The organism is Pseudomonas sp. B16(2017) (assembly GCF_002113205.1).
GTDB lineage: Bacteria > Pseudomonadota > Gammaproteobacteria > Pseudomonadales > Pseudomonadaceae > Aquipseudomonas > Aquipseudomonas pharyngis.
Genome location: NZ_NEKA01000001.1, coordinates 275,688 through 301,668, shown reverse-complemented (window position 1 = coordinate 301,668; position 25,981 = coordinate 275,688). Strand labels below are relative to the sequence as shown.

Sequence of the window (25,981 nt, the reverse complement as noted above, 5' to 3'; positions counted from 1 at the left end):
GGCGTCAAGCTAATTAGCTAAATCCGTGGTATTTGGGGTTTTTTTCATGCAAGCGTATCAGCGCGATTTCATTCGTTTTGCCATCGATCGCGGCGTTTTGCGCTTCGGTGAGTTCACCCTGAAGTCCGGGCGCACCAGTCCTTACTTCTTCAATGCCGGCCTGTTCAACTCGGGTTCCGCGCTCGCGCAGCTGGGCCGTTTCTACGCCGCAGCCATCGCCGAGAGCGGTATTCCGTTCGACGTGCTGTTCGGTCCGGCCTACAAAGGCATCCCGCTGGCGGCAACCACTGCCGTGGCGCTGGCCGAACACCATAACCGTGATTTGCCATGGTGCTTCAACCGCAAGGAAGCCAAGGCCCACGGCGAGGGCGGCAGCCTGGTCGGCGCACCGCTGACCGGTGATGTGCTGATCATCGACGATGTGATCACTGCCGGCACCGCCATCCGTGAAGTGATGCAGATCATTGCTTCCCAGGACGGCGCCAAGGCCGCTGGCGTGCTGATCGCTCTGAACCGTCAGGAGCGCGGTAACGGCGAGCTGTCGGCAATCCAGGAAGTCGAGCGTGATTTCGGCATCCCGGTCATCAGCATCGTGTCGCTGAACCAGGTGCTGGAATTCCTGGCTGACGATCCGCAGCTCAAGCAGCACCTGCCAGCCGTTGAAGCCTATCGCGCCCAGTTCGGCGTCTGATCGCAGCTTCAGGCAAAAAAAGACCCCGCTCAGCCAGGCTGAGCGGGGTCTTTTTGTTTGCGCGAGCGCTTACGGACGCTTGCGATTGCTGATCAGCGTACCCACACCGGTATCGGTGAAGATTTCCAGCAGGATCGCGTTCGGTACACGGCCGTCGATGATCAGCGAGCTGCCCACGCCGCCCTGAACCGCTTCCAGTGCACAGCGGATCTTCGGCAGCATGCCGCCGTAGATGGTGCCGTCGGCGATCAGGTCGTCGACCTGCTGGGTGCTCAGGCCGGTCAGTACGGTGCCCGACTTGTCCATCAGGCCGGCGATGTTGGTCAGCAGCATCAGCTTCTCGGCTTTCAGTGCTTCGGCAACCTTGCCGGCCACCAGGTCAGCGTTGATGTTGTACGACTCGCCGTTCTCACCCACGCCGATCGGCGCTATCACCGGGATGAAGTTGCCTTTGACCAGCAGGTTCAGCAGTTCGGTGTTGATCCCGACAACCTCGCCCACATGGCCGATGTCGATGATTTCCGGCTGGGTCATCTCCGGGGTCTGGCGGGTGACGGTGAGCTTCTTCGCACGAATCAGCCCGGCGTCTTTACCGGTCAGGCCGATGGCGCTGCCGCCGTGACGGTTGATCAGGTTGACGATGCTTTTGTTGACCTGACCGCCCAGGACCATCTCCACCACGTCCATGGTCGCGGCGTCGGTGACGCGCATGCCGTCGACGAAGTGGCTTTCGATCGACAGGCGCTTGAGCAGATCACCGATCTGCGGGCCACCGCCGTGCACGACCACCGGGTTGATGCCCACGGCCTTCATCAGCACGATGTCGCGGGCGAAGCCGGTTTTCAGCTCCTCGCTTTCCATCGCGTTGCCGCCGTATTTGATCACCAGGGTCTTGCCGACGTATCGGCGGATGTAAGGCAGCGCTTCGGACAGGACCTTGGCAGTGTTGGCGGCGGCATCGCGTTCGAGGGTCATTCAGGGCTCCGGGTGAATCAGCAATCAGAACGGTAGTTGGAGATCAGGTGCAACGCGTTTCAGTTGGGCATGGAACACAGCCTTGATGCGCTGCAATTCAGCCTCGTCATCGGCCTCGAAGCGCAGCACCAGCACCGGTGTGGTGTTGGACGCGCGCACCAGGCCCCAGCCTTTGGCGTAGTCGACCCGCACGCCGTCAATGGTGGTCAGGTCGGCGCCTGGGCCCCACTGCGCATCGTGCAGTGCATCAATGATGCTGAATTTGCTCTCTTCGGTCACATGGATATTGATTTCCGGCGTGGAAATATCGTTCGGGAAGGTCGCGAACAGCTCCTCCGCCGAAGATTTTTCCTTGCTGAGGATTTCCAGCAGCCGTGCGGCGCTGTAAATGCCGTCGTCGAAACCGAACCAGCGCTCCTTGAAGAAAATGTGCCCGCTCATTTCGCCGGCCAACAGCGCGCCGGACTGTTTCATTTTCTTTTTGATCAACGAGTGACCGGTCTTCCACATTAGCGGCCGACCGCCATATTCCTTGATCAGCGGGATCAGGCGACGGGTGCATTTGACGTCGAAGATGATCTCCGCGTCCGGGTTGCGCGCCACCACGTCACGGGCGAACAGCATAAGCAGGCGATCCGGGAACACAATGGTGCCGGTGTTGGTCACCACGCCGACGCGGTCGCCGTCACCGTCGAAAGCCAGGCCGATGTCAGCCTGGGTTTCCTTGACCTTGGCGATCAGGTCGACGAGGTTCTCAGGCTTGCCCGGGTCCGGGTGGTGGTTCGGGAAGTTGCCGTCGACTTCGCAGAACAGCGGGATGACTTCGCAGTTCAGTGCTTCGATCAGTTGCGGGGCGATCACGCCGGCCGCGCCGTTGCCGCAGTCGACCACGACTTTCAGGCGCCGGGCCAGTTTGATGTCCTGGACGATTTCAGTGGTGTAGCGGTCGAGGATCTCGACCTGGGTCACGCTGCCCGTGCCGCTGCTCAGGTTGCCGGTCTTGATACGCTCATGCAAAACCTGAATCTGTTCATTGGCGAGGGTATCGCCGGCGATCACGATCTTGAAGCCGTTGTAGTTCGACGGGTTGTGGCTGCCGGTGAGCATCACGCCGGATTTGCCGGCCAGCACGTTGGCGGCGTAGTACAGCGCAGGCGTCGGCACCAGGCCGACGTCGCTGACATGGCAGCCGCTTTCGGCGATACCGCGGATCAGTTCGGCAACCAGTTCCGGGCCGGACAGACGGCCGTCACGACCGACGGACACGTTCGGTTCGCCCTGGGCCAGGCTCTGGGAGCCGATGGCGCGACCGATCCAGTAGGCGGTTTCGCCATTGAGGAATTCCGGCACGGTGCCGCGAATGTCGTAGGCGCGGAAGATGCTGTCGGGAAGCTTCGGGGCGACTTGGGCGGGGGTGCTCATCTGCGAAAATGCTCCATCTCGAAAGTGGCTGGACACACCGACGACTATTCGACGGCAAGCTCAAACTGAAGGGTATGACGGCGGTTTTCACAGAGAGTTCGTGGTGTGAAAGGGCCATGACGCCTTGTACGGCGTGGCTTTGGCCTGCCAATGCCTTGATTTTCAGCGGTAAAGCTTGCAGATGAATCTGCGTATTTTTATGGCGAGAGAGCAGGCTCCCTCGCCACAAAACCAATCACTTGGTGCCGGAATGGCCGAAACCGCCAGCGCCGCGTTCGGTTTCGACGAACTCTTCAACCATTTCGAAGTGCGCCTGAACCACCGGCACCAGCACCAGCTGCGCCAGGCGCTCGCCAACCGGCATGGTGAATTCGGTCTGGCCACGGTTCCAGCAGGAGACCATCAGCGGGCCCTGGTAGTCGGAGTCGATCAGGCCGACGAGGTTGCCCAGCACGATGCCGTGCTTATGGCCCATGCCCGAGCGCGGCAGGATCAGCGCGGCGAGGTTCGGGTCGCCGATGTAGACCGACAGACCGGTGGGGATCAGCACCGTTTCACCCGGCTTGATCACGATGTCCTCTTGCAGCATGGCGCGCAGGTCGAGGCCGGCGGAGCCCGGTGTGGCGTATTGCGGCAGCGGGAATTCGGTACCGATGCGTGGGTCGAGGATCTTGGCTTGCAAAGCGTGCATGTAAATTAAACCTGGTTCAGACGTTCGGCGATAAAAGTGACCAGTTGGCGAGCGATCTTGCTCTTGCTGGTCTGGGCGAAAAGCGTGGCGTGCAGCGCACGGTCGATGACGCTGCAGGCGTTTTCTTCGCTGTTGAAACCGATGCTCGGGTTGGCGACGTCGTTGGCGACGATCAGATCGAGATTCTTGTCCTTCAGCTTGCGTGCAGCGTAGTCGAGCAGGTGTTCGGTCTCGGCGGCGAAGCCGACACTGAACGGACGGTCGGGACGGGTCGCGATGGTGGCCAGGATGTCCGGGTTACGCACCATTTGCAGGACGAAGCCGTCGCCGCTCGTAGGGTCTTTCTTCAATTTTTGCGGGGCGACGACTTCCGGACGGTAGTCCGCAACCGCCGCCGAGGCGATAAAGATGTCGCAAGGGATCGCGGCTTCGCACGCGGCGAGCATGTCTCGGGCGCTGACCACGTCGATCCGGGTGACGCGATCCGGCGTCGGCAGGTGCACCGGGCCGCTGATCAGCGTGACTCGGGCGCCGGCTTCCACCGCCGCTTCAGCCAGGGCGAAGCCCATTTTGCCGGAGCTGTGGTTGGTGATGTAGCGCACCGGGTCGATGTTTTCCTGGGTCGGGCCGGCGGTGATCACCACGTGCTTGCCGGTCAATGCCTGACGCTGGAAGCAGTCCGCCGCGAGCTGGGCCAGGTCGGTGGCTTCCATCATGCGGCCCATGCCGACGTCGCCGCAGGCCTGGCTGCCCGAGGCCGGGCCGAAGGTCTTCAGGCCACGGCTTTCAAGAAGTTGCAGGTTGGCCTGGGTCGCCGGGTCGCGCCACATGGCCTGGTTCATGGCCGGGGCGACCGCTACGACCGCGTCGGTGGCCAGCACCAGGGTGGTCAGCAAATCGTTGGCAATGCCTTGGGCCAGACGGGCGAGCAGGTCGGCGGTGGCCGGGGCGATCAGCACCAGATCGGCCCATTTGGCCAGTTCGATGTGGCCCATCGCCGCTTCGGCGGCCGGGTCGAGCAAGTCCAGGTGAACCGGGTGACCGGACAACGCCTGCATGGTCAGCGGGGTGATGAATTCGCTGCCGCCACGGGTCATGACCACGCGCACTTCGGCGCCCTGATCGATCAGGCGGCGCACAAGGTCGGCGCTCTTGTAGGCAGCAATGCCGCCGCCGACGCCCAGAACGATGCGTTTCCGATACAGCCGCTGCATAGGTCTGCCTTTCATTTCGTTGGTGACATACGTGGCGAAACCCCCTCCCCAGGGTGAATTCGCCCGCAAAAAAGATGGGCTACGATATCACAGCGACCGCTACGGAACAGCGGCGCCCACAGACAAGGAAGGTGTATGAGTATTCGCGATTGGCCGGCGGCGGAAAGGCCGCGGGAGAAGCTGTTGGAACAGGGCTCGGGAAGTCTTTCCGATGCCGAATTGCTGGCGATTTTTCTACGTACCGGCGTATCCGGCAAAAGTGCGGTGGATGTAGCAAGGCATCTGTTGAGTCAGTTCGGCAGCTTGCGTGCTTTGCTTGAGGCCGATCTCGCAACGTTCAGTGAACAACTGGGCCTGGGCCCGGCGAAGTTCGCCCAGTTGCAGGCCGTGCTGGAAATGGGGCGGCGACACTTGGCCGAGCGCATGCGCCAGAAAACGGCGCTGGAAAATCCGCAGGTCGTGCGTGATTACCTCAAGGCCATGCTGCGCCACGAGCCGCACGAGGTGTTCGGTTGCCTGTTTCTCGACTCCAAACATCAGGTGCTGACTTTCGAGACGCTGTTTCGCGGCTCGATCGACAACACGGCCGTGCATCCCCGGGAAGTCGTGAAGCGTTCCCTGGCCAACAACGCGGCAGCGGTGATCCTGTGCCATAACCATCCGTCGGGAAACTCCGATCCCAGTCAGGCTGATCGATTATTGACCAAGCGTTTGCAGAAGGCTTTGGAGTTGATCGACGTGCGGGTACTCGATCACTTCATCGTTGGCGATGGGGAACCGTTGTCGATGGCGGAGTGTGGCTGGATGTAGCTCCGAAGGGAGAATGCAAAACCCTGTGGGAGCTGGCTTGCCAGCGATGACGGCGGCACATTCAGCACAATGTTGTCTGTCAGTCCGCTATCGCTGGCAAGCCAGCTCCCACAGGTTTTGTGTTGTGGCGGGTTACTTCAGGGTGACCTTGGAGTAATCCTGCCGCCCAAACGGGCTCACCGAGTAACCTTGCACGTCCTTACGCGTCAGCGCATAGGCCGTCGGATGCGCCAGCGGCAGCCACAGTGCCTGCTGCTGGATCTGCGCCTGCGCCTGTTCGTAGAGCTTGGTACGTACGCCTTGTTCGCTGGTGGTCTTGCCGGCGCTGATCAGCTTGTCCAGGTCGGCATTGCAGTAGCGGGCGAAGTTGGTGCCGGATTTGACCGCCGCGCAGGAAAACTGCGGCGTGAGGAAGTTGTCCGGGTCACCGTTGTCGCCGGCCCAGCCCATGAACAGCAAGTCATGTTCGCCAGCCTTGGCGCGACGGATCAGTTCGCCCCACTCGATCACGCGGATTTCCGCTTGAATGCCGATTTCTGCCAGATCCGATTGCAGGAGCTGCGCGCCGAGGCTCGGGTTCGGGTTGAGCAGGCTGCCGGACGGGCGCGTCCAGATGGTGGTCTGGAAACCGTCCTTCAATCCGGCCTTGGCCAGCAGGGCCTTGGCCTTGTTCACGTCGTGGGCGTAACCCGGCAGGTTCTTCGCGTAGCTCCAGGTGTTCGGCGGGTACGGGCCGTTGGCGGCTTCGGCGGTGTCCTCGAACACGGCTTTCAGGTAGTTGGCCTTGTCGAAGGCGAGGTTGATCGCCTGGCGCACTTCCGCTTTGTCCAGCGGCGGATGCTGGCTGTTGATGCCGACGAAGGCGGTCATGAACGCGTCAGTCTTTTCGATTTTCAGCGTCGGCTCTTGCCTGGCAGCCTGTACGTCCAGCGGTTTTGGCGACAGGGCAATCTGGCACTCGTTACGCCGCAGCTTTTGCAGCCGCACGTTGGCGTCTGGAGTGATGGCGAAGATCAGCGGGTCCACCGCAGGTTTGCCGCGGAAGTAATCCGGGTTGGCCTTGTAGCGGATCGAGGCGTCTTTCTGGAACCGGGTGAAGACGAACGGGCCGGTGCCGACCGGCTGGCTGTTGAGCTTGTCGGTGGCGCCGGCCTTCAACAGCTTGTCGGCGTATTCAGCAGAATAAATCGAGGCGAAGCCCATGCTCAGGGTCGCGAGGAACGTCGAGTCCGGGTGATCGAGGGTGAAGCGCACGGTCAGCGGATCCAGTGCGTCGATCTTCTTGATCAGGCTCGGCAACTGCATCGACTGGGCGTGCGGGAAGCCGCTCTGGGCGACCTTGTGCCACGGGTTGGCCGGGTCGAGCATGCGGTCGAAACTGAATTTGACGTCTTCGGCGGTCAGTTCGCGGGTCGGCTTGAAGTAGTCGGTGGTGTGGAACTTCACCTGCGGGTGCAGTTTGAAGACATAGCTCAGGCCATCGGTACTGACTTCCCAGCTGTCGGCCAGACTCGGGACGACCTTGCCGCTGGCGGTGTCAAAATCCACCAGACGGTTCATCAGCACGTCCGCCGAGGCGTTGGTGGTGGTCAGCGAGTTGTACTGCACCACGTCGAAGCCCTCGGGGCTGGCCTCGGTGCAGATGCTCAGGGCGGCGGCCTGGGCCAGTGGACTCAGTAACAGCGGGGCGAAGAGCAGGGGGAGGGCAGCGAGGCGCATGGTCGGCTTCCTTTACAGATCGAAGGCCCATCTGCAAGTGCAGTCTGGAAAAGGCCTACCCTAGTGGTCGCGATTGCAAATGACTATCCCCTTTTTGCATTTTCGGGGCTGCGGGGTTAAGGATTTGTCGGAAGAGGTGGCGGGAAAAGTCTCGATTGCGGGCATGGCCGATTTTCTTCGACGAATGGTAAAAATTGCCGGCAGCCTTTGCCCAAGGCGCTTGCGGCCGGGAAAAGCGGCTTTTTAGCCATTCTTTGCGCACGGAAAGTTGTTGCTCCGTGGTCTTTCTGGTATAAAGCAGCGCTCTTTTCTAGGGGCCCGGTTCCTTCGCTTGTAGGTGTAGCCGGTAAGACCTCTAAAGAATCGCGGCGCCTGGCGCCACAATGACTAGAGATTAAGCGGCCAACCCATGCCGGGTTGGGCATGTGGTTTTAGAGGGCTGAGGCATGTCTAGAGTATGTCAAGTTACCGGTAAGGGTCCGGTGACTGGGAACAACATTTCCCACGCAAACAACAAAACCCGTCGTCGTTTCCTGCCGAACCTGCAGCATCACCGCTTCTGGGTTGAAGAAGAGAAACGTTTCGTACGCCTGCGCGTTTCCGCCAAAGGCATGCGTATCATCGACAAGCGTGGCATCAGCGTTGTGCTGGCCGAGCTGCGTCGCGACGGCAAGGTTTAAGGGAGCTAATCATGCGTGAATTGATTCGTTTGATCTCGAGCGCCGGTACTGGTCACTTCTACACTACCGACAAGAACAAGCGTACTACCCCGGACAAAATCGAGATCAAGAAATATGATCCGGTTGTTCGCAAGCACGTGATCTACAAGGAAGGCAAAATCAAGTAATTGATTTTTCCCGACTTACGAAAAAGGCCCGTATCTCACGATACGGGCCTTTTTTGTTGCCTGGCGATTAGCAATCAGCCGCAGATCAGTTCATCGATCTCATTGCGATCGTTGACCAGCACCCTGATCCGGTCAGGTTTGGGCAGGAGATTGAACAAGTCCTCCGGCCGTTCCAGTCGATGTTTCTGAACTCCGGCCGCAGTGCGGATAGCGCTCAGGGTCTCTGGGGTGGCGACTTGGCCGACAGCAAATTGCGCGGCGTTGATATTGCAGAAATCAGGCATGGTGCCTCCTTGCGTTCCATTCGGTTGGGAGCGCTCGCCGGTCAGTCCTGCCGAGACATCCTGCCTCGGTAGGAAATTGCCCGATGTATGAGCGCTGCCGCGAAGTTTCACTCAGAAGCACTGCACGCGTCTTACTCGTGTAGTCACCACTTGTGTCGGATCAGGCCTTCTGTTCGAAGATCACATAGACCTTGCGGCACGCTTCCAGCACTTCCCAGGTGCCACGGAAACCGGCCGGAATCACGAAGCGGTCGCCGACACGCAGGGTCTTTGCATTGCCTTCACCGTCACGCAGCACTGAAACACCTTGCAGGATTTCGCAGTATTCATGTTCGGTGTAATTCACCGTCCACTGCCCGACCGCACCTTCCCACACGCCGACACCCATTTGCCCGCAAGGGCTTTCGTACTGATTGAACACCGCCTGCTCGGGATCGCCCTTGAGCACTTTGGCCGGGTCCGGGCGATAGCGTTCGGCTTCGGTTGTGGTCAGGCTGATGTCGACGACGTTCTGGATGTTCATTGTTGTTTTCTCCCGTGAAGACGGCGCGGTGGCTTGAAAGGGGCAAAGTCTATGTTGATTAAATTGAACGCCGCAAGGCGGTATAACCGCCTTATGTCAAATATATTGAAACAACCCCGGCCGCTGGTTTAGGGTGGCGGATGCCTCGGGCCGAAAAGCAGGCTGGCCGGGCAGTATTCCTGAGGACGACCGCGACGATCGCGGCGCTCGTATTGAACAAGAGGAGGACACTCGAATGACCACCCTGACTCGTGCCGACTGGGAACAACGCGCTCGCGACCTGAAGATCGAAGGCCGCGCCTTCCTCAATGGCGAGTACACCGATGCCGTCTCCGGCGAGACCTTCGAGTGCATCAGCCCGGTCGATGGCCGCCTGCTGGGCAAGATTGCCAGCTGTGACGCCGCCGACGCTCAGCGCGCCGTGGAAAACGCCCGCGCCACGTTCAACTCCGGCGTCTGGTCGCGCCTGGCGCCGACCAAACGCAAAGCCACCATGATCCGTTTCGCCGGCCTGCTCAAGCAGCATGCCGAAGAACTGGCCCTGCTCGAAACCCTCGACATGGGCAAGCCGATCAGCGATTCGCTGTATATCGACGTGCCGGGTGCCGCGCAAGCGCTGAGCTGGAGCGGTGAAGCGATCGACAAGATCTACGACGAAGTCGCCGCTACCCCGCACGATCAACTGGGTCTGGTAACCCGTGAGCCGGTTGGCGTGGTCGGGGCCATCGTGCCGTGGAACTTCCCGCTGATGATGGCCTGCTGGAAACTCGGGCCGGCGTTGTCGACCGGTAACTCGGTGATCCTCAAACCGTCGGAAAAATCCCCGCTGACCGCCATCCGCATCGCCGAACTGGCGGTCGAGGCCGGCATCCCGAAAGGCGTGCTTAACGTGCTGCCGGGCTACGGCCACACCGTCGGCAAGGCGCTCGCGCTGCATAACGACGTCGACACCTTGGTGTTCACCGGTTCGACCAAGATCGCCAAGCAACTGATGATCTATTCCGGCGAATCGAACATGAAGCGCGTCTGGCTGGAAGCCGGCGGCAAGAGCCCGAACATCGTGTTTGCCGATGCGCCGGATCTGCAAGCCGCTGCCGAATCCGCCGCCAGCGCCATCGCCTTCAACCAGGGCGAAGTCTGCACCGCAGGTTCCCGTCTGCTGGTCGAGCGTTCGATCAAGGACAAATTCCTGCCGATGGTGATCGAGGCGCTGAAAACCTGGAAACCGGGCAACCCGCTGGATCCGGCCACCAACGTTGGCGCGCTGGTCGACACTCAGCAGATGAACACCGTGCTGTCCTACATCGAGTCGGGCCACACCGATGGCGCCAAACTGGTGGCCGGCGGCAAGCGCATTCTTCAGGAAACCGGTGGCACCTACGTTGAGCCGACGATTTTCGACGGCGTGAGCAACGCGATGAAGATTGCCCAGGAAGAGATCTTCGGCCCGGTGCTGTCGGTTATCGCCTTCGATACAGCCGAGGAAGCGATCAGCATCGCCAACGACACGCCTTACGGCCTGGCGGCGGCAGTCTGGACTCAGGACATTTCCAAGGCACACCTGACCGCCAAGGCCCTGCGGGCCGGCAGCGTGTGGGTCAATCAGTACGATGGCGGCGACATGACCGCACCGTTTGGCGGCTTCAAGCAGTCGGGCAACGGCCGCGACAAGTCGCTGCACGCGTTCGACAAATACACCGAGCTGAAGGCGACCTGGATCAAGCTGTAAACAGTTAGCGGTAGCCCGGTCACTCCAGGCACCCTGACGAAACAGAGATCCCTTGTGGGAGCGGGCTTGCTCGCGAAGGCGGTGTGTCAGTCAGCAATAATGTCGACTGTCAGACTGCATTCGCGAGCAAGCCCGCTCCCACATTGGTTTTGTGGTGCACATAAAAATTATCCACAGGAGCGTGGACCATGCGTTGGGCGACGTATTTCGCCGTGTTGGCGTCTGTCTTGAGTGTTGGTCTGGCCCTGGGGGTCAGCATGCCGCTGGTGTCGTTGCGCCTGGAGGGTTGGGGTTACGGTTCGTTTGCCATTGGTGTGATGGCGGCGATGCCGGCCATCGGCGTGTTGCTGGGGGCGAAGGTTTCCAGTCATCTGGCCGCGCACTTCGGCACGGCGAACCTGATGCGCCTGTGCCTGTGGGCCGGGGCGCTGTCCATCGGCCTGCTGGCGCTGCTGCCGAGCTACCCGATCTGGCTGGTATTGCGGCTGATGATCGGCGTGGTTCTGACCATCGTGTTCATCCTCGGCGAGAGCTGGATCAATCAACTGGTGGTCGAGCACTGGCGCGGACGATTGGTGGCACTGTATGGCAGCAGTTATGCGCTGAGCCAACTGTCTGGTCCATTACTGCTGGGTGCGCTTGGCACCGATCACGATTACGGCTTCTGGGTGGGTGTCGGTCTGCTGATCGCTTCGCCGTTTCTGCTGCTGGGCCGCAGTGGCGCGCCGAGCAGCGAGGCCAGCAGCGTGACCTTCGGCGATCTGTGGGGCTTCGCTCGCGAACTGCCGGCCATCGCCTGGGCGGTGTCTTTGTTCGCCGCATTCGAAGCGATGATCCTGACGCTGTTGCCGGTGTATTGCCTGCAACAGGGCTTCACCGCTGAAATCGCGCTGGCGATGGTCAGCACTGTGGTGGTGGGCGATGCGCTGCTGCAATTGCCCATCGGTGCGCTGGCCGACTACCTGTCGCGACGGACCCTGTTCACCGGCTGCGCCGTGGTGTTGATGCTGTCGAGCCTGGCGATCCCGATCCTGCTCGACACCTTGCTGATCTGGCCGCTGTGGGTGCTGTTCGGCGCCAGTGCCGGTGGTCTGTTCACGCTTTCGCTGATTCTGATTGGCGAGCGTTACCGCGACGATGCGCTGGTGCGCGCCAATGCGCATGTCGCGCAGCTGTGGGGTGTCGGTTGTCTGATCGGGCCGTTGATGGCGGGCGCGGGCAGCCAGTGGATCAGCGGACATGCGTTGCCGTGGCTGATGGCGGCCGGCGCGTTCGGGCTGGTGATTCTGCTGTCGCGACAAGGGGCGTTCGGCAAGGTGCCGGAGCCCGCTTGATGAGGCGGCTGGAGCGGGTTGCTACAGCATCCGCTCCAGTCCCACGGTGGTGCTGAACCACGCATTGAAGCGCCGCCACCAGTTGCCGGGCTCCTTGGTCAGCGTGTGCATCTGGCCATTGTCCTCGGTGACCCACACCACTTTTCCGTCCTGCAGTTTCGCTTCGTAGCTGAGCGCCGGCGCCATGCCTTGCAAGGCCAGTTCGCGCACGTGCGCCGCCAGTTCGGGGCTGTCCACCAGCACCCCGACTTCGGTGTTCCACAGCACCGAGCGCGGGTCGAAATTGAACGAGCCGATGAACGATTTTTTGCCGTCGAAGATCATCGCCTTGCTGTGCAGGCTCGAATCCGAGCCGCGATAGGACTTGCTGTAAAACAGGTGCGGGCCACTGCCGTCGTTATCCCCAGGCTGGCGCCGCAGCTCAAACAGCTTCACGCCATGTTCCAGCAACGCCTTGCGATACGGCGCATAACCGCCGTGCACCGCCGGCACGTCGGTGGCTTCCAGCGAGTTGGTCAGCAGGCTTACCGACACGCCCGCATCGGCGCGGCCGGTCAGGTAGACCAGCCCCGGTTGTCCCGGCACGAAATAGGCAGAAATCATCACCAGTTCTTTGCTGACACCGGTCAGCTCCGGCGCCAGTTGTGTGGTCAGCAGCAGCTGCGGGTCGGGTTCGCCCTTGGCCAGCACCTTGCTCGGCGCATCCCACAACGCCTGATTCCAGGCCCAGATCAGCTCCCGGCGCCAGACGTCCATGCGCGGAGCGGTGCGGTAAGTCATCAACTGCTGATACAGCGCGTGATTCTGTTTGCGGGTCTCTTCCAGGGATTCTTCCAGGCGCGTGCGGGTGTTCTGCAGGTCTTTGGCCGTGGGTTTGCTGGAAAGGAATTCGTCGATCGGCTTGCTCAGGGCACTGTTCCAGTACTGGTCGAAACTGTGCCCGAGCTGTTCGGCGACCGGCCCGACACTGAGCATGTCGATGTCGGTGAAGTTCAGGTTGGGCTCGGCATCGAAGTATTCATCGCCCAGATTGCGCCCGCCGACGATCGCCACACTGTTGTCCGCCAGCCACAACTTGTTGTGCATGCGCCGATGTTGCAGCGACAGGTTGAACAGCCGCCCGGCCGCACGGGTCACACCGGTGCTGCGCCCCAGGTGCAGCGGATTGAACAGACGGATCTGGATCTGTGGATGCGCCGCGAGGGTGGCGATGATGAGGTCGAGACCGTCGCTGGTGGTGTCGTCCAGCAGGATCCGCACCCGCACGCCACGGTCGGCAGCCTTCAACAATTCTTCCACCAGCATTCGGGTGCTGATGCCGTCATGGACGATGTAGTACTGCAAATCGAGGCTGCTTTGGGCGTTGCGGATCAGCTCGGCGCGGGCGGTAAAGGCTTCGGTACTGTTGGACAGCAGGCGAAAACCGGACTGGCCCTTGTAGGGCGCCGCCTGGGCCTGGATCGAACGGCCGAATGCCGATCCGTTGGCTGGCAGGGTCTGGCTGGGTTCTCGTGGAACATCCAGTGAGGCGCACCCGGCGAGCAGCAGGACGAACATCAGTGCAAATGGCAGGGAATGTCTTGAGCTCAAGTCGGATCGTTCCGGGTGTGGGCGAGGTCAGGAGTATGGCACGGCGCACGCAGCGTGTTATCCGTTCGACGGTCAGTCAATCCGAGCCCTGGACCAGAGCGGCTTGTAGCTTATGACTGTCGGGAAAGCGAGAGTTCTTAAACGAATTGACGATTTTTCCGGCTCACATCAGCTACACCTTGCAGCGATTTTTCCGGTGCCGATTAAGCCCTCGCCTTACATCACTCCCATGGCGCAATCGGAATAATCGCCGTGCTGATTTTGAGGAAGGACATTTCTGTTTTTCACTCAGAAAAGGCGCAGCTGGCTGTAATTTTTTGATTCTTATGGAGTGAGAATTTTCATGCGCAAGACCTTTCGTGCGATAGCTGTCGCAAGCGCCCTGTGCCCGGCATTGGCCATGGCCGACGGTGCGGATCTGACGATCACCGGTACTATCATCCCGACTTCGTGTACGCCGGCCTTCGCCGGCGGCAACACGGTGGATCTGGGCAATATTTCCGCCGCCGCACTGAACCGGGACAGTCAGACCGAACTGACCAACCACAACGTCACCCTGAGTGTCAGTTGTTCGGCGTCCGCACCCATGGCCATCAAGGTGCATGACAATCAGGCCCATACTCAATTGCCTGGTATCGTCGTCGACGGCTCGGATTGGGCCATGTACATCTACGGGATAGGTGAGGTGGCGGGTACCAAGATCGGTGGGTATGGCCTGCGATTCGGCACGCCGACCGTCGATGGCCAGACCTCTATCGTGATGTACAAACAGGGTGCAAACGCCAATTGGGATATCCCGGCGCCTGCCACGCTGGTCGGGAAAAACTACGAAGGCAATCTTCGCTATTCCTGGGGGCGCAGCCTGGCTGCAGGTCCATTGCCAGGGGTGGTGCACACTTTTCCCATGACGCTGGTGCCGGTGATCGGGCCGGCGTCGAACCTTCCGATCACTTCTGAAATCGCGCTCAGAGGCTCGGCGACTTTCGAGCTGCTCTACCTCTGACAGGGCGCGCAACGCGCAACCATCGACAGGCTTCGGTCGCTTCCGAGGCCTGTCCTTTCCAATCAACCCGATCGGTTGGTCCGTAGCCCGGCATGGATGCCGGTTGCGTGCTTGCCTGTGGAAAATTCCATGAACGCCATTGTGCGAAATGCCATCGCCAGCGTGTTGCTGGTTTCTTTGTGGGTGCCAAAGCCGATCCACGCAGCGGGAATGGTTCCCGAGACCCCTGTCGTGGTGCTGGACGAAGGCGTTGGGGAAGCGGGCATCAACGTGTTCAATAGCGAGCCGCATCCAGCACTGCTGCACACGTCCATTGAAGACGTACCGCAGGACACCGAGTCATTGTTGCTGCTGACGCCCCCGGTCGCCCGGGTCGAACCCGGCACCACGCAGCGTGTGCGCTTCATCCTTCGCAGCGCCGAACCTTTGAAGACCGAGCGCCTCAAGCGTGTGGTGTTCGAGGGCATCGCACCGCAGGACTCCTCGAGTAAAGCCCAGGTCAGTCTGAGCGTGAGGCAAAACATTCCAGCGATCCTGCGCCCGGCGAGCCTGCCGGTCGACCGAGAGCCATGGAAGCATCTGGTCTGGTCGCGAAAGGGCGCTGAAGTACAAGTTCTCAACCCCAGTCCGTATGTTGTGCGGCTGGGGCATTCGGTGACTTTGTTGCCAGGCAAAAAGGAAATGGATCTGGGTCGCACCTATGTACTGCCCGGTGAGCAACTGACCTTGAGCGGGACGGCTGAGCCGAGCCATTCGCCAACTCAGGTGCGGCTGTTCCCGGTCACCACCTATGGTTTCGCCATCGCGCACTTTGACGCTCCGTTGGTGACGGACTGATGCATTGGCGTGGTTATGCCGACGCTGTGTTGATGGTGGTTTTGAGTTTCGTTCATAGCGCCGAAAGCGCAGAGCTTGGGGGGGTGCAGTTCAATGAGGATGTACTGAAATCACGTGGACTGGATCCGCGCCTGGCCGAGTATTTCAGCCAGGCACCGCGCTTTCGCGAGGGCGTGCAGGCCGTAACACTCTCGGTCAACGGCGTCCCCAAGGGGCGGGTACAGGTCGCGTTCGATGCCGAGGGCGAGTTGTGTTTCGCGCCGTCACTTCTGGAGCGGGGTGGCATCAGGGCGACGGATCACGTCGAGTCGACGGGTGAAACGGGGTGCGAGCTGTTTGCCCGGTATTTTCCGGACGCAGTGGTGCAGGCCGATCCGTCGCAGGAGCACGTCGCGTTGTTGATGCCCACCGATAAACTGTTGCCCGAGCGTCCGGCTCGCCGCAGCTTCGTCAACGGTGGTACGGCGGGCCTGTTCAACTACGACGCCTTGCTGCTTGGCAGCCGTTACGCCAGACAGTCTTCGCAGTACCGTAGCCTGAACGCCGAGCTGGGCTTGAATGCGGCGGACTGGTTGTTTCGCAGTCGTCAGGTGTACAGCGAGTTTGCCGGTCAGGAGCGTATCGAGCACCTGTATACCTACGCTTCGCACACTTCGGAACACTATCAGGCCAACTTGCAACTGGGTCAGTTGAACCTGGTATCGCCACTGTTTTCCGGTGAGGCTTTTAATGGCTTTCAGGTGCAGCCGGAGCTCGCCTTGATGGCGCTGGACGAAGACAGTTCGGGTGCGCGGGTCGAAGGGATTGCCTATTCCGCGGCCCGGATCGAAGTCACCCAGAACGGTGCGCTGATCTACACCACGGTGGTGCCCAGTGGTCCGTTCACGCTGGTGGGTTTGCCGCTGCTCAGTCAGAGCGTGGATCTGGAGGTGACGGTCCACGAGGAAGACGGGCAGCAACGGCGTTTTATTGTGCCGGCGACACAATTGCGGGGTGGGATGACGGGCCGGGCGCCAGGTTATGGGCTGGCGGTCGGTCAGGTACGACGCTATGCCGGTGATGAGCGCGATGCTCCGGCGTTTGCGGCAGCCAGCAAGGACTGGCCACTGAGCCCACGCTGGCAGGCCACGGCCGGTGCGATGCTCGGCAGCGGCTATCAGTCGCTCGGTTGGGCACTGCAGGGCGGCGTTGGCGATCGCCTGGTAGTCAGTGGTCGTCAGGTGCTTTCCCGGGCGCAGGACCAGGCACTGACCGGCACGCAGTTGCAGTGGACCGCGAGCGGTTTGTTGAGTGAAAGGTTATCGGCAAGTGTCGCGCTGACCCAGCAGACCCAGGGTTTTCGCACACTCTCGGATACCACCTGGGATGCGCGCAATGATCGACCGTTCCAGCGGATGCGCAATCAACTGACGGCCAACCTCAGCACCAGCAGCCCGATGTTCGGTGGGTTTTCCGGCAGCTATTCGCGGTTTTCCATGTTTGACGGGACGGCCAACTCAAGAGTTGCCTTGGCCTGGTCGCAGAGCATTCGCCGGGCCAACGTGACATTGACGGTTGAGCGCGCTGTCGCGGGGGCCACGGACGATGCCCGCGGCACAGCGGCCTATCTGAGCGTCAGTTTGCCGCTGGGCAAGCGCCGGACCGTGCACGGCTATGTGCGCAGCGACGACGTGAGCGGTACCCGCAGTGGTCTGCGGTTCAACGAACAACTGAGCGATACCCTGGCTTACAGCATCGGCGCCGAGCGACCGGATGACGGCCGTGCCGGGTTCAACGGGCGGGTCAATCTGTTGCCCCGCTACAGTCAGATGGACATGGGCTATGCCCGCAGCGGTGCCGGCGACCAGAGCTATGACATCGGCCTGCGTGGCGGTGCACTGGTGCACGGTGGCGGCGTGACCCTGTCGCCCTATCCGCTGCGCGAAACCTTCGCCTTGCTCAAGGCCGGTGACAGTGCTGGCGTCAAATTGAATACCCCGCGCGGTCCGGTCTGGACCGATGGCTCCGGACACGCCGTGGCGGCCAGTCTGCCGGCGTACAGCAAGGCACGGGTCGAACTCGATACGGCCAGCCTGCGGCGCAATGTCGATGTGCACAACGCTTATCAGGAGGTCGAGGCCGGACGTGGCGCGGTGCCGCACCTGGCGTTCGAGATGGTGACCGCACGGCGCGTGCTGTTGCAGGCGCGCATGCCGGATGACGATTTTGTCTACAAGGGTGTCGGCGTGTTTGACGGGCAGGGACAGTACGTCACCAGCGTGCTGGAGGCCGGGCGGATTTTCCTGTCCGACTTGCAGCCAGGCCTTCAATTGCACGTGCTGTTGCCGGATGGTCAGCGTTGTCGCCTGGAGTTCGCCCTGAGCCTGGAGCCTGACGCCGACGCACTGTATGAAACTGCATCGGCTATCTGCCGGATTGCCTGAAAAAGGAAAACATCATGCAAGGATTGAAGAACGGCGCTACATGCGTACTGCTGGCGGGCACTTTGACAGCCATGGCCCGGGTAGAGGCGAACCCCGATTGCACCGTCAGACTTGGCCCGGTCGTCATCGACTTCGGGACCACGACGCGCGGGCAATTACTGGCGCAGTCTGTCCAGGGTGATCCGTTGAGTTTCGGTCTTCGTCGCGCTCAGGCCTCCGTCCAATGCAGCCGGTCAGGCCCGTTGCGACTGGAACTGGTCGGGCCCGCCGCGGCTGCCGGGCTTTACCGTTTCGGCGCCGGTACGCTCAAGGTGCGTGTGATGAGTGTGCGGGTCGACGGCAAACCGGCGCAGTGGCTCAGCGAGGGGCTGGTAGACGGGCCGGACGCTGATGTCCTGCGTCCTGGTTCCAGACTGATACCTGCGCTCGCCGGAGTCGGGATAGAGGGGCAGGGCATGGAGGTCGAGCTGGAACTGGACGCGCGGATTCCATCTGCGGCGAGCCGGGTCAGTGACCTGACCCGCTTCGAGACTGATCTGGGATTGCGTCTGCGCTAAAGCACCTCCGCGTCAGCAGTTGTCACTTTCAGCCAGCAGCTTGATGGCGGCCGCGCCGACCTTGCGCACTGCTTCTTCGATCAGCGGCGTCGGTTTGGCCGCGTAGTTCATGCGCAGGCAATTGCGATATTTGCCCGAGGCGGAAAAGATGCTGCCGACGGCAATCTGTACGCCCTGATCGTGCAGCGCACGATTCAGTTTCAGCGTATCGAAACCTTCCGGCAGTTCGACCCAGAGCATGAAGCTGCCCTGCGGGCGGCTGGCGCGGGTGCCGGCCGGGAAGTAGCGCGTCACCCAATCGATCATCACGTCGCGATTGCGCTGGTATTGCGTGCGCATCCGCCGCAAATGCGGTTCGAAGTGCCCGGCCTTGAGAAATTCGGCGATGGCGATCTGCGGTTGCGGTGCCGTGGAGCCAGTGCTGATGTATTTCATGTGCAGCACCCGCTCGAGATAGCGGCCGGGCGCGACCCAGCCAATGCGCAGGCCCGGCGCCAGGGTCTTGGAGAACGAACTGCAGAGCAGCACACGGCCGTCTTCGTCGAAGGACTTGATCGTGCGCGGGCGTGGGTAGGTGTAGGCCAGTTCGCCATACACATCGTCTTCGATGATCGCCACGTCGAAGCGCTGGGCCAGGTTTAGCAGGGCACGTTTGCGCGACTCCGGCATGATGTAGCCGAGCGGGTTGTTGCAGTTGGGCGTGAGCTGGATGACCTTGATCGGCCATTGTTCCAGCGCCAGTTCCAGCGCTTCGAGGCTGATGCCAGTGAGCGGGTCGGTGGGGATTTCCAGGGCTTTCATGCCCAGGCCTTTTAGGGTCTGCATGGCGCCGTGGAAGCTCGGCGAATCCACCGCGACGATGTCGCCGGGCTCGCAGATCGCGTGGATGCTGGTGGATAGCGCTTCGTGGCAACCAGTGGTGACCACCAGATCGCTGGCGCTCAACTGGCAGCCGGAATCGAGCATCAGCCGGGCAATCTGTTCACGCAATTCGAGAGTGCCGTGGATGTTGTCGTAATACAGACCGGGCATGTCCTGACGGCGGCTGATACGGGCCAGTCCGCGCAGCAGCGGTTTCATCGTCGGCGACGAGATGTCCGGCATGCCGCGACCCAGCTGCACCACGTCCTTGCGCGGCACGGCGCGAATCAGTTCCAGCACCTGATCCCACTGGGAAATTTCCACCGGCCGCTGCGCCGGACGCCCCACCGCCGGCAGTTCTGGCAACTCGCGACCGACCGGCACGAAGTACCCGGACTTGGGTTTCGGCGTGGCCAGGCCGCTGTCTTCCAGCATGCGATAGGCCTGCTGCACCGTGCTCAGGCTGACCCCGTGTTCGACGCTCAGGGCGCGCACCGACGGCAGTCGGTCGCCGGGGCGGTAGAAGCCTTGTTCGATGCGCGTGCCGAGCAGTTCGGCGAGGTTTACATACAGGGTCATGACACTGCCTCGGTGCAGGTGATTCGGTAAACCGGTACAGATGCGGCAAAAATCGACAATTCAGAGCTTGAGACGATCAATCTGTATGGAATTAATACAGATCTGTTGAATCTGTAATGCTTTTGCCCGCCCGCGCATCATGGAATCTCTGGCTACCCAAGTAAACAGGAGCAATCAAAATGAACGGCTTGAGCGATGTGCGGCTGACGTTACACAGTCAGGAACTGGAGGCAGGGCAACAGGACAATGCGCGCAACGAGAGCATGTGCAACGCACCGTCCGGCCTGAGTCGCTGGGACCTGTTCTGGCATCGTCTGCACACGCGCAAGGCGTTGCTGCGCCTGACGCCGGAACAGCTCAAGGACATCGGGCTGACCCGGGAGCAGGCGCTGGAGGAGGGATTGAAGCCGTTCTGGCGGATCTGAAATCTTCGATGCCTGTTTCGGCCCCCTTCGCGAGCAAGCTCGCTCCCGAATTCGACCGTGTTCTCCAGTCGAAGCGCGGTCACCTGTGGGAGCGGGCTTGCTCGCGAAGGCGTATTCAGAGCCTCAACAAAAACATCAGACCAACTCTTTGAGCCGATGCCACAACATCCCCAACGCCAGCAGCGGCGAACGCAGATGTTTGCCGCCGGGGAAGGTGATGTGTGGCACTTTGGCGAACAGGTCGAAACCGCCGCTGTGCTGTCCGCTGATGGCTTCGGCCAGTAGCTTGCCCGCCAAATGCGTGGCATTCACGCCATGGCCGGAATAGGCCTGGGCGTAATACACGTTCGGCTGCTCCGCGAGCCGGCCAATCTGCGGCAGACGGTTAGCGCCGATGCCGATCATCCCGCCCCACTGATAATCAATATTTACCGAGGCCAGTTGCGGAAACACTTCCAGCATTTTGGGCCGCATGTACGCGCCGATGTCCTTCGGATCGCGCCCCGAGTAATGGCAGGCGCCGCCGAACAGCAGGCGCCGGTCCGCCGAGAGCCGATAGTAATCCAGCGCCACCCGCTGGTCGCAGACCGCCATGTTCTGTGGCAACAGGTCGTGAGCCTGTTCTTCGCTCAGCGGTTCGGTGGCAATGATGTAGCTGCCGGCCGGCAGCACCTTGCCGCTGAGTTGCGGATTGAGGTCATTGAGATAGGCGTTGCAGCCGAGCACCAGGGTTTTCGCGCGCACCGAACCTTGTGCGGTGTGCACCCGGACTTCAGGGCCGTAGTCGATGCGGGTGACCGCCGATTGTTCGAACAGCTTCACCCCCAGTTGCTGCGCTGCTGCGGCTTCGCCGAGTGCCAGGTTCAGTGGGTGCAGATGCCCGGAGCCCATGTCGATCAGGCCGCCGACGTAGCGTTTGGAGCCGACCACGGTGTGCATTTCGTTCGCTTGCAGCAGGCGGGTTTCGTAGCGGTAACCGAGGCTGCGCAGCTCTTCGGCGTCTTCGGCAAAACCTTCAAGGTCGGAAGGTTTGTTGGCGAGGTCGCAGTAACCCCAGGTCAGGTCGCAGGGGATCTGAAATTTTTCGACGCGCTGGCGGACGATTTCCACCGCTTCCAGGCCCATGAGTTTCATCTGACGTACGCCGTCGGTGCCGATCACGTTGGCGAATTGATCGAGGCCGTGACCGACCCCGCGAATCAGTTGCCCGCCGTTGCGACCGCTGGCGCCCCAGCCGATCCGGTTCGCCTCCAGCAACACGACGCTCAAACCCCGTTCAGCCAATTCCAGCGCCGTGTTCAGCCCGGAGAAGCCGCCACCGACCACGCACACGTCCGCGATCAGTTCACCTTGCAGCACCGGATGGTCGGGGTGCGGCAGGCTGCTGGCGGCGTAATAAGAGGCAACGTGGGGTTGGCTCGCGGAGGCGTGGGCGCGGGCATTCATGGGCGTCATCCTGAGCGGGTGTCGAGAAAATTTGACGGAGCATAAGCCGCAGGCCCGAGGACGGGCAACATTGGTCGGCCCGTGGTGTCTGGATCACGGCTTTTGCGGCACAATTGCCGCCTATTCCGCTCCGGTTACCGCTGCAATGAGCTGCAACAGTCAGAAAATCCGCGCCCTGCGTCAGCAGATTCCCACGTTCGAGTGCGTGCCGGGCTGTCATGACTGCTGCGGGCCGGTGACCACTTCGCCCGAGGAAATGTCCCGCCTGCCGCGCAAGACCCGCGCCGAGCAGGATGCGGCCATGGAAGAACTCAACTGTGTGCATCTGGGGCCAAATGGCTGCACGGTGTATGACGAGCGGCCGCTGATTTGCCGGTTGTTCGGTACGACGCAGACCTTGCCGTGCCCCAACGGCCGACGACCGGTGGAGCTGATTCACCCGCGGGTCGAGAAGCAAGTGTTCGAGTACATGGCCGAAAATCGGCAAGTGCTGGTTTGAGCGATCAGTCCGGAATCGGCAGGCTCAGGCTCTCCTTTACTTCTTCCATGACGATGTAGCTCTTGGATTCGCGCACGTGCGGCAACTTGAGCAGGATGTCGCCCAGCAATTTGCGGTACGAAGCCATCTCGGAAATCCGCGCCTTCACCAGATAGTCGAAATCCCCTGACACCAGGTGGCATTCGAGCACGTGGGGCAATTTCAGCACCGCACGTCGGAACTCTTCGAAAGTATCGCCGGATTTGTAGTCGAGACTGATCTCGACGAAAACCAGCAGACTACCCTTCAAGTGCTGCGGATTCAGGCGGGCGTTGTAGCCCATGATGATCCCCTCGCGCTCCAGGCGCCGCACCCGCTCGGTGCACGGCGTGGTGGAGAGCCCGACCTTTTCGCCCAGTTCGGTGAATGAAATACGCCCGTCCGCCTGCAGGATCCGCAAGATGTTGCGGTCGATCTTGTCCAGCTCACGTTTGGTCTGAGTGTTGGTACGCATAGGGGATGCGCCTCCGTGAAAAGGGTTTTTGCCGAGAATTGTCGCCAAATATAGGCGCTTATACAGTGAAAAGCACTGGCAAATCTTTTTTACACTGCGCGCATCATTGCTCTAACAACAGACGTACGCGGCACGCCGCGATGAGGGATACAAAATGCGCGTTATGGTCTTGGGTAGCGGCGTCATCGGTACCGCCAGTGCTTACTATCTGGCCCGTGCCGGGTTTGAAGTGGTGGTGGTCGACCGGCAGCCCGCTGCGGCCATGGAGACCAGTTTCGCCAACGCCGGCCAGGTCTCGCCAGGCTACGCCTCGCCGTGGGCTGCGCCGGGCGTACCCCTCAAAGCCATCAAGTGGCTGCTGCAACGCCACGCGCCGCTGGCGATCAAGGCCACCGCCGACATCGACCAGTACCTGTGGATGGCGCAGATGCTGCGCAACTGCACCGCCAACCGTTACGCGGTGAACAAGGAGCGCATGGTGCGTCTGTCCGAGTACAGCCGCGACTGCCTCGACGAATTGCGCGCCGAGACCGGCATCGCCTACGAAGGCCGCAGCCTCGGCACCACCCAGTTGTTCCGCACCCAGGCACAACTGGATAACGCCGCCAAAGACATCGCCGTACTGAAAGAATCCGGCGTACCGTTCGAAGTGCTCGACCGCGACGGCATTGCCCGCGTCGAACCGGCGCTGGCGGGTGTCACCGACATCCTCGCCGGTGCCCTGCGCCTGCCGAACGACCAGACCGGCGACTGCCAGATCTTCACCACCCGCCTCGCCGAAATGGCTACCAAGCTCGGTGTGGAATTCCGCTTCGGCCAGGACATCCAGCGCCTCGACTTCGCCGGTGACCGCATCAACGGCGTATGGATCGACGGCAAGCTGGAAACCGCCGACCGCTACGTGCTGGCCCTCGGCAGCTACTCGCCGCAACTGCTCAAGCCGCTGGGCATCAAGGCCCCGGTGTATCCGTTGAAGGGCTACTCGCTGACTGTGCCGATCACCAACCCGGCCATGGCTCCGACCTCGACCATTCTCGACGAGACCTACAAGGTCGCGATCACCCGTTTCGACAACCGCATCCGCGTCGGCGGCATGGCGGAGATCGCGGGTTTTGACCTGTCGCTCAACCCGCGTCGGCGCGAAACCCTGGAGATGATCGTCAACGACCTTTATCCTCAGGGCGGCAATCTGGCCGAAGCGAGCTTCTGGACCGGCCTGCGTCCAACCACCCCGGATGGCACGCCGATCGTCGGCGCCACCCCGTTCAAGAACCTGTTCCTGAACACCGGTCACGGCACTCTCGGCTGGACCATGGCGTGCGGCTCCGGTCGCTTGCTGGCCGACCTGATGGCGAAGAAAAAGCCGCAGATCAGCGCCGAAGGTCTCGATATTTCCCGTTATGGCAACACCACCCAGGAGTCCGCAAAGCATGGCAATCCAGCGCCAGCTCACCAATGAGCGCATGAGTCAGATCGTCAGCCACAACGGTACGGTGTATCTGTCCGGGCAGGTCGGCGATGACTTCAACGCCGGTGTCGAACAGCAGACCCGCGACGTACTCGCCAACATCGAGCGCCTGCTCGATCTGGCCGGCACCGACAAGCAGCATCTGCTGTCGGCGACGATCTACCTGAACGACATCGAGGCGCACTTTGCCGGCATGAATTCGGTGTGGGATCAGTGGCTGCCCAAAGGCGCCGCCCCGGCCCGCGCCACCGTCGAAGCGAAGATGGCCAAGCCGAGCATCCTGGTCGAGATCTCTATCGTCGCCGCGTTGCCGTAACCCGTTGTAAAGATCCCTCTCCCGGTGCTGTTGGCGGTTCACGCCGTCAGCCAGCGCCGGTTTTTATTCCCATGACCGCCAAGAAGTCTGCTGCCATGCGTCCTGCCCGTGCCCTGATCGACCTTCAAGCCCTGCGTCACAACTACCGTATCGCCCGTGAAGTCACCGGTGCCAAGGCACTGGCGGTGATCAAGGCCGATGCCTACGGCCATGGCGCGGTGCGTTGCGCCCAGGCGCTGGAGGCTGAAGCGGACGGCTTCGCGGTGGCGTGCATCGAAGAAGCCCTGGAGCTGCGTGCCGCCGGGATTCGCGCGCCAGTGCTGCTGCTTGAAGGTTTTTTCGAGGCCGATGAGCTGGCGCTGATCGTCGAGCACGATTTCTGGTGCGTGGTGCATTCGCTGTGGCAGCTCGAAGCGATCGAGCAGGCGGCGTTGAGCAAGCCGATCACCGTGTGGCTGAAGCTCGATTCGGGCATGCACCGCGTGGGCCTGCATCCCAAGGATTACCCGGCGGCTTACCAACGTTTGCTGGCCAGCGGCAAAGTGGCCAAAGTCGTGCTGATGAGCCACTTCGCCCGGGCCGATGAACTGCACGAGCAGAGCAGCGCCGATCAGGTCGCGGTGTTCGAAGCCGCGCGTCAGGGCCTGGCGGCCGAAGTCAGCCTGCGCAACTCGCCGGCGGTGCTGGGCTGGCCGCAGATTCACAGCGACTGGGTGCGCCCGGGCATCATGCTCTACGGCGCCACCCCGTTCGAAGAAGCCAACGCCGTGGCCGAGCGCCTGCAGCCGGTGATGACGCTGGAATCGAAAGTTATCAGCGTGCGCGAACTGCCGGCCGGCGAACCGGTGGGTTACGGCGCGAAGTTCATCACCGACAAACCGATGCGCATCGGCGTGGTCGCCATGGGTTACGCCGACGGTTATCCGCGTCAGGCGCCGACCGGCACCCCGGTGCTGGTGGCCGGCCAGCGCAGCCGCATTCTTGGGCGGGTGTCGATGGACATGCTGTGCATCGACCTGACTGACGTGCCGCAAGCCGGCCTCGGTTCGACCGTCGAGTTGTGGGGCAAAAACATCCTCGCCAGCGATGTGGCGAAGTGGGCGGACACCATTCCGTACCAGATCTTCTGCAATCTGCGCCGGGTGCCAAGGCTCTATTCCGAGGGTTGAAGCGCTAGCGGGGCCCAAGTGTTGTAAATACTGAACGCTGTCGCCATGATAACGCTCAATATTTCTACAACATCAG

The 25,981-nt window shown here is 61.5% G+C and carries 25 protein-coding genes and 1 pseudogene; 15 read left to right on the top strand and 11 right to left on the bottom strand.

All coding sequences use genetic code 11. The annotated features are described in order from the left end of the window. The first annotated feature begins 46 nt into the window (after positions 1-46). Entirely contained in the window at positions 47-691 is a 645-nt protein-coding gene (gene pyrE, locus CAG25_RS01475; RefSeq protein WP_011336558.1) for an orotate phosphoribosyltransferase, read from the top strand. Between the two features lie 69 nt (positions 692-760). Here pyrE and argB read toward each other — a convergent pair whose 3' ends face one another. From argB to coaBC, 4 genes and pseudogenes are all read right to left on the bottom strand, one after another. Then, positions 761-1,666: an acetylglutamate kinase gene (gene argB, locus CAG25_RS01470; RefSeq protein WP_007954443.1), complete on the bottom strand. Its 906-nt coding sequence runs from the start codon at positions 1,664-1,666 to the stop codon at positions 761-763. A gap of 24 nt (positions 1,667-1,690) precedes the next feature. Then, positions 1,691-3,067 (bottom strand): annotated as a pseudogene (locus tag CAG25_RS01465) (phosphomannomutase/phosphoglucomutase); the annotation flags it as partial. A gap of 256 nt (positions 3,068-3,323) precedes the next feature. Then, on the bottom strand, positions 3,324-3,779 hold the full coding sequence (gene dut / locus CAG25_RS01455; protein WP_007954445.1) for a dUTP diphosphatase: 456 nt from the start codon (positions 3,777-3,779) through the stop codon (positions 3,324-3,326). Between the two features lie 5 nt (positions 3,780-3,784). After that, a complete protein-coding gene (gene coaBC, locus CAG25_RS01450; RefSeq protein ID WP_064600412.1) occupies positions 3,785-4,993 on the bottom strand; it encodes a bifunctional phosphopantothenoylcysteine decarboxylase/phosphopantothenate--cysteine ligase CoaBC in 1,209 nt (402 codons plus the stop codon). 135 nt (positions 4,994-5,128) lie between these two features. Between coaBC and radC the strand changes: the two genes are divergently transcribed. Continuing rightward, positions 5,129-5,803, top strand: coding sequence for a DNA repair protein RadC (gene radC / locus CAG25_RS01445; protein ID WP_064600411.1), 675 nt, complete (start codon positions 5,129-5,131; stop codon positions 5,801-5,803). A 132-nt stretch (positions 5,804-5,935) separates the two neighbouring features. Here radC and CAG25_RS01440 read toward each other — a convergent pair whose 3' ends face one another. Next, positions 5,936-7,522: an ABC transporter substrate-binding protein gene (locus CAG25_RS01440; protein WP_085612081.1), complete on the bottom strand. Its 1,587-nt coding sequence runs from the start codon at positions 7,520-7,522 to the stop codon at positions 5,936-5,938. Positions 7,523-7,968: 446 nt separating this feature from the next. On the opposite strand from CAG25_RS01440, the gene rpmB reads away from it, so the two are divergent. Together rpmB and rpmG are read left to right on the top strand one after the other, a co-directional pair. Then, entirely contained in the window at positions 7,969-8,202 is a 234-nt protein-coding gene (gene rpmB / locus CAG25_RS01435; protein ID WP_003177273.1) for a 50S ribosomal protein L28, read from the top strand. A gap of 11 nt (positions 8,203-8,213) precedes the next feature. Beyond that, positions 8,214-8,369 carry a 50S ribosomal protein L33 gene (gene rpmG, locus CAG25_RS01430; RefSeq protein ID WP_003177274.1) on the top strand — a complete coding sequence of 52 codons (156 nt, stop codon included), beginning with the start codon at positions 8,214-8,216 and terminating at the stop codon, positions 8,367-8,369. 74 nt (positions 8,370-8,443) lie between these two features. Here rpmG and CAG25_RS01425 read toward each other — a convergent pair whose 3' ends face one another. Further along, positions 8,444-8,653, bottom strand: coding sequence for a peptidase inhibitor (locus tag CAG25_RS01425; protein WP_064600404.1), 210 nt, complete (start codon positions 8,651-8,653; stop codon positions 8,444-8,446). A gap of 160 nt (positions 8,654-8,813) precedes the next feature. After that, on the bottom strand, positions 8,814-9,176 hold the full coding sequence (locus CAG25_RS01420; RefSeq protein WP_085612080.1) for a cupin domain-containing protein: 363 nt from the start codon (positions 9,174-9,176) through the stop codon (positions 8,814-8,816). 235 nt (positions 9,177-9,411) lie between these two features. Here CAG25_RS01420 and CAG25_RS01415 point away from each other — a divergent pair, with 235 nt between their 5' ends. Both CAG25_RS01415 and CAG25_RS01410 read left to right on the top strand, forming a co-directional pair. Continuing rightward, entirely contained in the window at positions 9,412-10,905 is a 1,494-nt protein-coding gene (locus CAG25_RS01415) for an aldehyde dehydrogenase (RefSeq protein ID WP_064600402.1), read from the top strand. Between the two features lie 188 nt (positions 10,906-11,093). After that, positions 11,094-12,239, top strand: coding sequence for an MFS transporter (locus CAG25_RS01410; protein WP_085612079.1), 1,146 nt, complete (start codon positions 11,094-11,096; stop codon positions 12,237-12,239). 21 nt (positions 12,240-12,260) lie between these two features. On the opposite strand, the gene CAG25_RS01405 is transcribed toward CAG25_RS01410, so the two are convergent. Further along, positions 12,261-13,796: a phospholipase D family protein gene (locus CAG25_RS01405; RefSeq protein ID WP_139831671.1), complete on the bottom strand. Its 1,536-nt coding sequence runs from the start codon at positions 13,794-13,796 to the stop codon at positions 12,261-12,263. A 376-nt stretch (positions 13,797-14,172) separates the two neighbouring features. Here CAG25_RS01405 and CAG25_RS01400 point away from each other — a divergent pair, with 376 nt between their 5' ends. The 4 genes from CAG25_RS01400 (at position 14,173) to CAG25_RS01385 (ending at position 18,649) form a co-directional block, all read left to right on the top strand. Beyond that, entirely contained in the window at positions 14,173-14,832 is a 660-nt protein-coding gene (locus CAG25_RS01400) for a DUF1120 domain-containing protein (RefSeq protein WP_085612077.1), read from the top strand. 129 nt (positions 14,833-14,961) lie between these two features. After that, on the top strand, positions 14,962-15,669 hold the full coding sequence (locus CAG25_RS01395; protein WP_085612076.1) for a fimbria/pilus chaperone family protein: 708 nt from the start codon (positions 14,962-14,964) through the stop codon (positions 15,667-15,669). A gap of 83 nt (positions 15,670-15,752) precedes the next feature. Next, positions 15,753-18,092, top strand: coding sequence for a fimbria/pilus outer membrane usher protein (locus CAG25_RS01390; RefSeq protein WP_158090093.1), 2,340 nt, complete (start codon positions 15,753-15,755; stop codon positions 18,090-18,092). Positions 18,093-18,106: 14 nt separating this feature from the next. Further along, positions 18,107-18,649: a hypothetical protein gene (locus CAG25_RS01385; protein WP_085612074.1), complete on the top strand. Its 543-nt coding sequence runs from the start codon at positions 18,107-18,109 to the stop codon at positions 18,647-18,649. A gap of 12 nt (positions 18,650-18,661) precedes the next feature. Here CAG25_RS01385 and CAG25_RS01380 read toward each other — a convergent pair whose 3' ends face one another. Further along, positions 18,662-20,089 (bottom strand): PLP-dependent aminotransferase family protein, encoded by a 1,428-nt coding sequence (locus tag CAG25_RS01380; protein WP_085612073.1) that lies wholly within the window; start codon positions 20,087-20,089, stop codon positions 18,662-18,664. Between the two features lie 179 nt (positions 20,090-20,268). Between CAG25_RS01380 and CAG25_RS01375 the strand changes: the two genes are divergently transcribed. Continuing rightward, complete coding sequence (locus CAG25_RS01375; protein WP_039765237.1) at positions 20,269-20,514, top strand: DUF1127 domain-containing protein; 246 nt, start codon at positions 20,269-20,271, stop codon at positions 20,512-20,514. A gap of 135 nt (positions 20,515-20,649) precedes the next feature. Here CAG25_RS01375 and CAG25_RS01370 read toward each other — a convergent pair whose 3' ends face one another. Continuing rightward, complete coding sequence (locus CAG25_RS01370; RefSeq protein ID WP_085612072.1) at positions 20,650-21,960, bottom strand: FAD-binding oxidoreductase; 1,311 nt, start codon at positions 21,958-21,960, stop codon at positions 20,650-20,652. A 145-nt stretch (positions 21,961-22,105) separates the two neighbouring features. Between CAG25_RS01370 and CAG25_RS01365 the strand changes: the two genes are divergently transcribed. Next, positions 22,106-22,459 (top strand): YkgJ family cysteine cluster protein, encoded by a 354-nt coding sequence (locus CAG25_RS01365; RefSeq protein ID WP_064600390.1) that lies wholly within the window; start codon positions 22,106-22,108, stop codon positions 22,457-22,459. 4 nt (positions 22,460-22,463) lie between these two features. Here the strand turns inward: CAG25_RS01365 and CAG25_RS01360 are convergent, their stop codons facing one another. Beyond that, positions 22,464-22,952 carry an Lrp/AsnC ligand binding domain-containing protein gene (locus CAG25_RS01360; RefSeq protein ID WP_003177284.1) on the bottom strand — a complete coding sequence of 163 codons (489 nt, stop codon included), beginning with the start codon at positions 22,950-22,952 and terminating at the stop codon, positions 22,464-22,466. Between the two features lie 154 nt (positions 22,953-23,106). Between CAG25_RS01360 and dadA the strand changes: the two genes are divergently transcribed. The 3 genes from dadA to alr all read left to right on the top strand — a co-directional run bounded on the left by dadA (position 23,107) and on the right by alr (position 25,905). Beyond that, positions 23,107-24,411: a D-amino acid dehydrogenase gene (gene dadA / locus CAG25_RS01355; protein ID WP_064600388.1), complete on the top strand. Its 1,305-nt coding sequence runs from the start codon at positions 23,107-23,109 to the stop codon at positions 24,409-24,411. Then, on the top strand, positions 24,383-24,736 hold the full coding sequence (locus CAG25_RS01350; protein ID WP_039765240.1) for a RidA family protein: 354 nt from the start codon (positions 24,383-24,385) through the stop codon (positions 24,734-24,736). The genes dadA and CAG25_RS01350 overlap by 29 nt, the downstream gene beginning before the upstream one ends. A gap of 95 nt (positions 24,737-24,831) precedes the next feature. Continuing rightward, positions 24,832-25,905 carry an alanine racemase gene (alr, locus tag CAG25_RS01345; RefSeq protein WP_085612071.1) on the top strand — a complete coding sequence of 358 codons (1,074 nt, stop codon included), beginning with the start codon at positions 24,832-24,834 and terminating at the stop codon, positions 25,903-25,905. Positions 25,906-25,981 lie beyond the last annotated feature (76 nt).

What these genes read in the sequence shown, in the direction of transcription:
- CAG25_RS01375 (WP_039765237.1), top strand. Translation starts at nt 20,269, where the DNA reads ATGAACGGCTTGAGCGATGTGCGGCTGACGTTACACAGTCAGGAACTG.
- CAG25_RS01420 (WP_085612080.1), bottom strand. Translation starts at nt 9,176, where the DNA reads ATGAACATCCAGAACGTCGTCGACATCAGCCTGACCACAACCGAAGCC.
- CAG25_RS01400 (WP_085612077.1), top strand. Translation starts at nt 14,173, where the DNA reads ATGCGCAAGACCTTTCGTGCGATAGCTGTCGCAAGCGCCCTGTGCCCG.
- CAG25_RS01360 (WP_003177284.1), bottom strand. Translation starts at nt 22,952, where the DNA reads ATGCGTACCAACACTCAGACCAAACGTGAGCTGGACAAGATCGACCGC.
- alr (WP_085612071.1), top strand. Translation starts at nt 24,832, where the DNA reads ATGCGTCCTGCCCGTGCCCTGATCGACCTTCAAGCCCTGCGTCACAAC.
- CAG25_RS01385 (WP_085612074.1), top strand. Translation starts at nt 18,107, where the DNA reads ATGCAAGGATTGAAGAACGGCGCTACATGCGTACTGCTGGCGGGCACT.
- CAG25_RS01370 (WP_085612072.1), bottom strand. Translation starts at nt 21,960, where the DNA reads ATGAATGCCCGCGCCCACGCCTCCGCGAGCCAACCCCACGTTGCCTCT.
- dut (WP_007954445.1), bottom strand. Translation starts at nt 3,779, where the DNA reads ATGCACGCTTTGCAAGCCAAGATCCTCGACCCACGCATCGGTACCGAA.
- radC (WP_064600411.1), top strand. Translation starts at nt 5,129, where the DNA reads ATGAGTATTCGCGATTGGCCGGCGGCGGAAAGGCCGCGGGAGAAGCTG.
- rpmG (WP_003177274.1), top strand. Translation starts at nt 8,214, where the DNA reads ATGCGTGAATTGATTCGTTTGATCTCGAGCGCCGGTACTGGTCACTTC.
- rpmB (WP_003177273.1), top strand. Translation starts at nt 7,969, where the DNA reads ATGTCTAGAGTATGTCAAGTTACCGGTAAGGGTCCGGTGACTGGGAAC.
- CAG25_RS01440 (WP_085612081.1), bottom strand. Translation starts at nt 7,522, where the DNA reads ATGCGCCTCGCTGCCCTCCCCCTGCTCTTCGCCCCGCTGTTACTGAGT.
- CAG25_RS01415 (WP_064600402.1), top strand. Translation starts at nt 9,412, where the DNA reads ATGACCACCCTGACTCGTGCCGACTGGGAACAACGCGCTCGCGACCTG.
- CAG25_RS01405 (WP_139831671.1), bottom strand. Translation starts at nt 13,796, where the DNA reads ATGTTCGTCCTGCTGCTCGCCGGGTGCGCCTCACTGGATGTTCCACGA.
- CAG25_RS01365 (WP_064600390.1), top strand. Translation starts at nt 22,106, where the DNA reads ATGAGCTGCAACAGTCAGAAAATCCGCGCCCTGCGTCAGCAGATTCCC.
- CAG25_RS01350 (WP_039765240.1), top strand. Translation starts at nt 24,383, where the DNA reads ATGGCAATCCAGCGCCAGCTCACCAATGAGCGCATGAGTCAGATCGTC.
- argB (WP_007954443.1), bottom strand. Translation starts at nt 1,666, where the DNA reads ATGACCCTCGAACGCGATGCCGCCGCCAACACTGCCAAGGTCCTGTCC.
- CAG25_RS01380 (WP_085612073.1), bottom strand. Translation starts at nt 20,089, where the DNA reads ATGACCCTGTATGTAAACCTCGCCGAACTGCTCGGCACGCGCATCGAA.
- coaBC (WP_064600412.1), bottom strand. Translation starts at nt 4,993, where the DNA reads ATGCAGCGGCTGTATCGGAAACGCATCGTTCTGGGCGTCGGCGGCGGC.
- dadA (WP_064600388.1), top strand. Translation starts at nt 23,107, where the DNA reads ATGCGCGTTATGGTCTTGGGTAGCGGCGTCATCGGTACCGCCAGTGCT.
- pyrE (WP_011336558.1), top strand. Translation starts at nt 47, where the DNA reads ATGCAAGCGTATCAGCGCGATTTCATTCGTTTTGCCATCGATCGCGGC.
- CAG25_RS01425 (WP_064600404.1), bottom strand. Translation starts at nt 8,653, where the DNA reads ATGCCTGATTTCTGCAATATCAACGCCGCGCAATTTGCTGTCGGCCAA.
- CAG25_RS01395 (WP_085612076.1), top strand. Translation starts at nt 14,962, where the DNA reads ATGAACGCCATTGTGCGAAATGCCATCGCCAGCGTGTTGCTGGTTTCT.
- CAG25_RS01410 (WP_085612079.1), top strand. Translation starts at nt 11,094, where the DNA reads ATGCGTTGGGCGACGTATTTCGCCGTGTTGGCGTCTGTCTTGAGTGTT.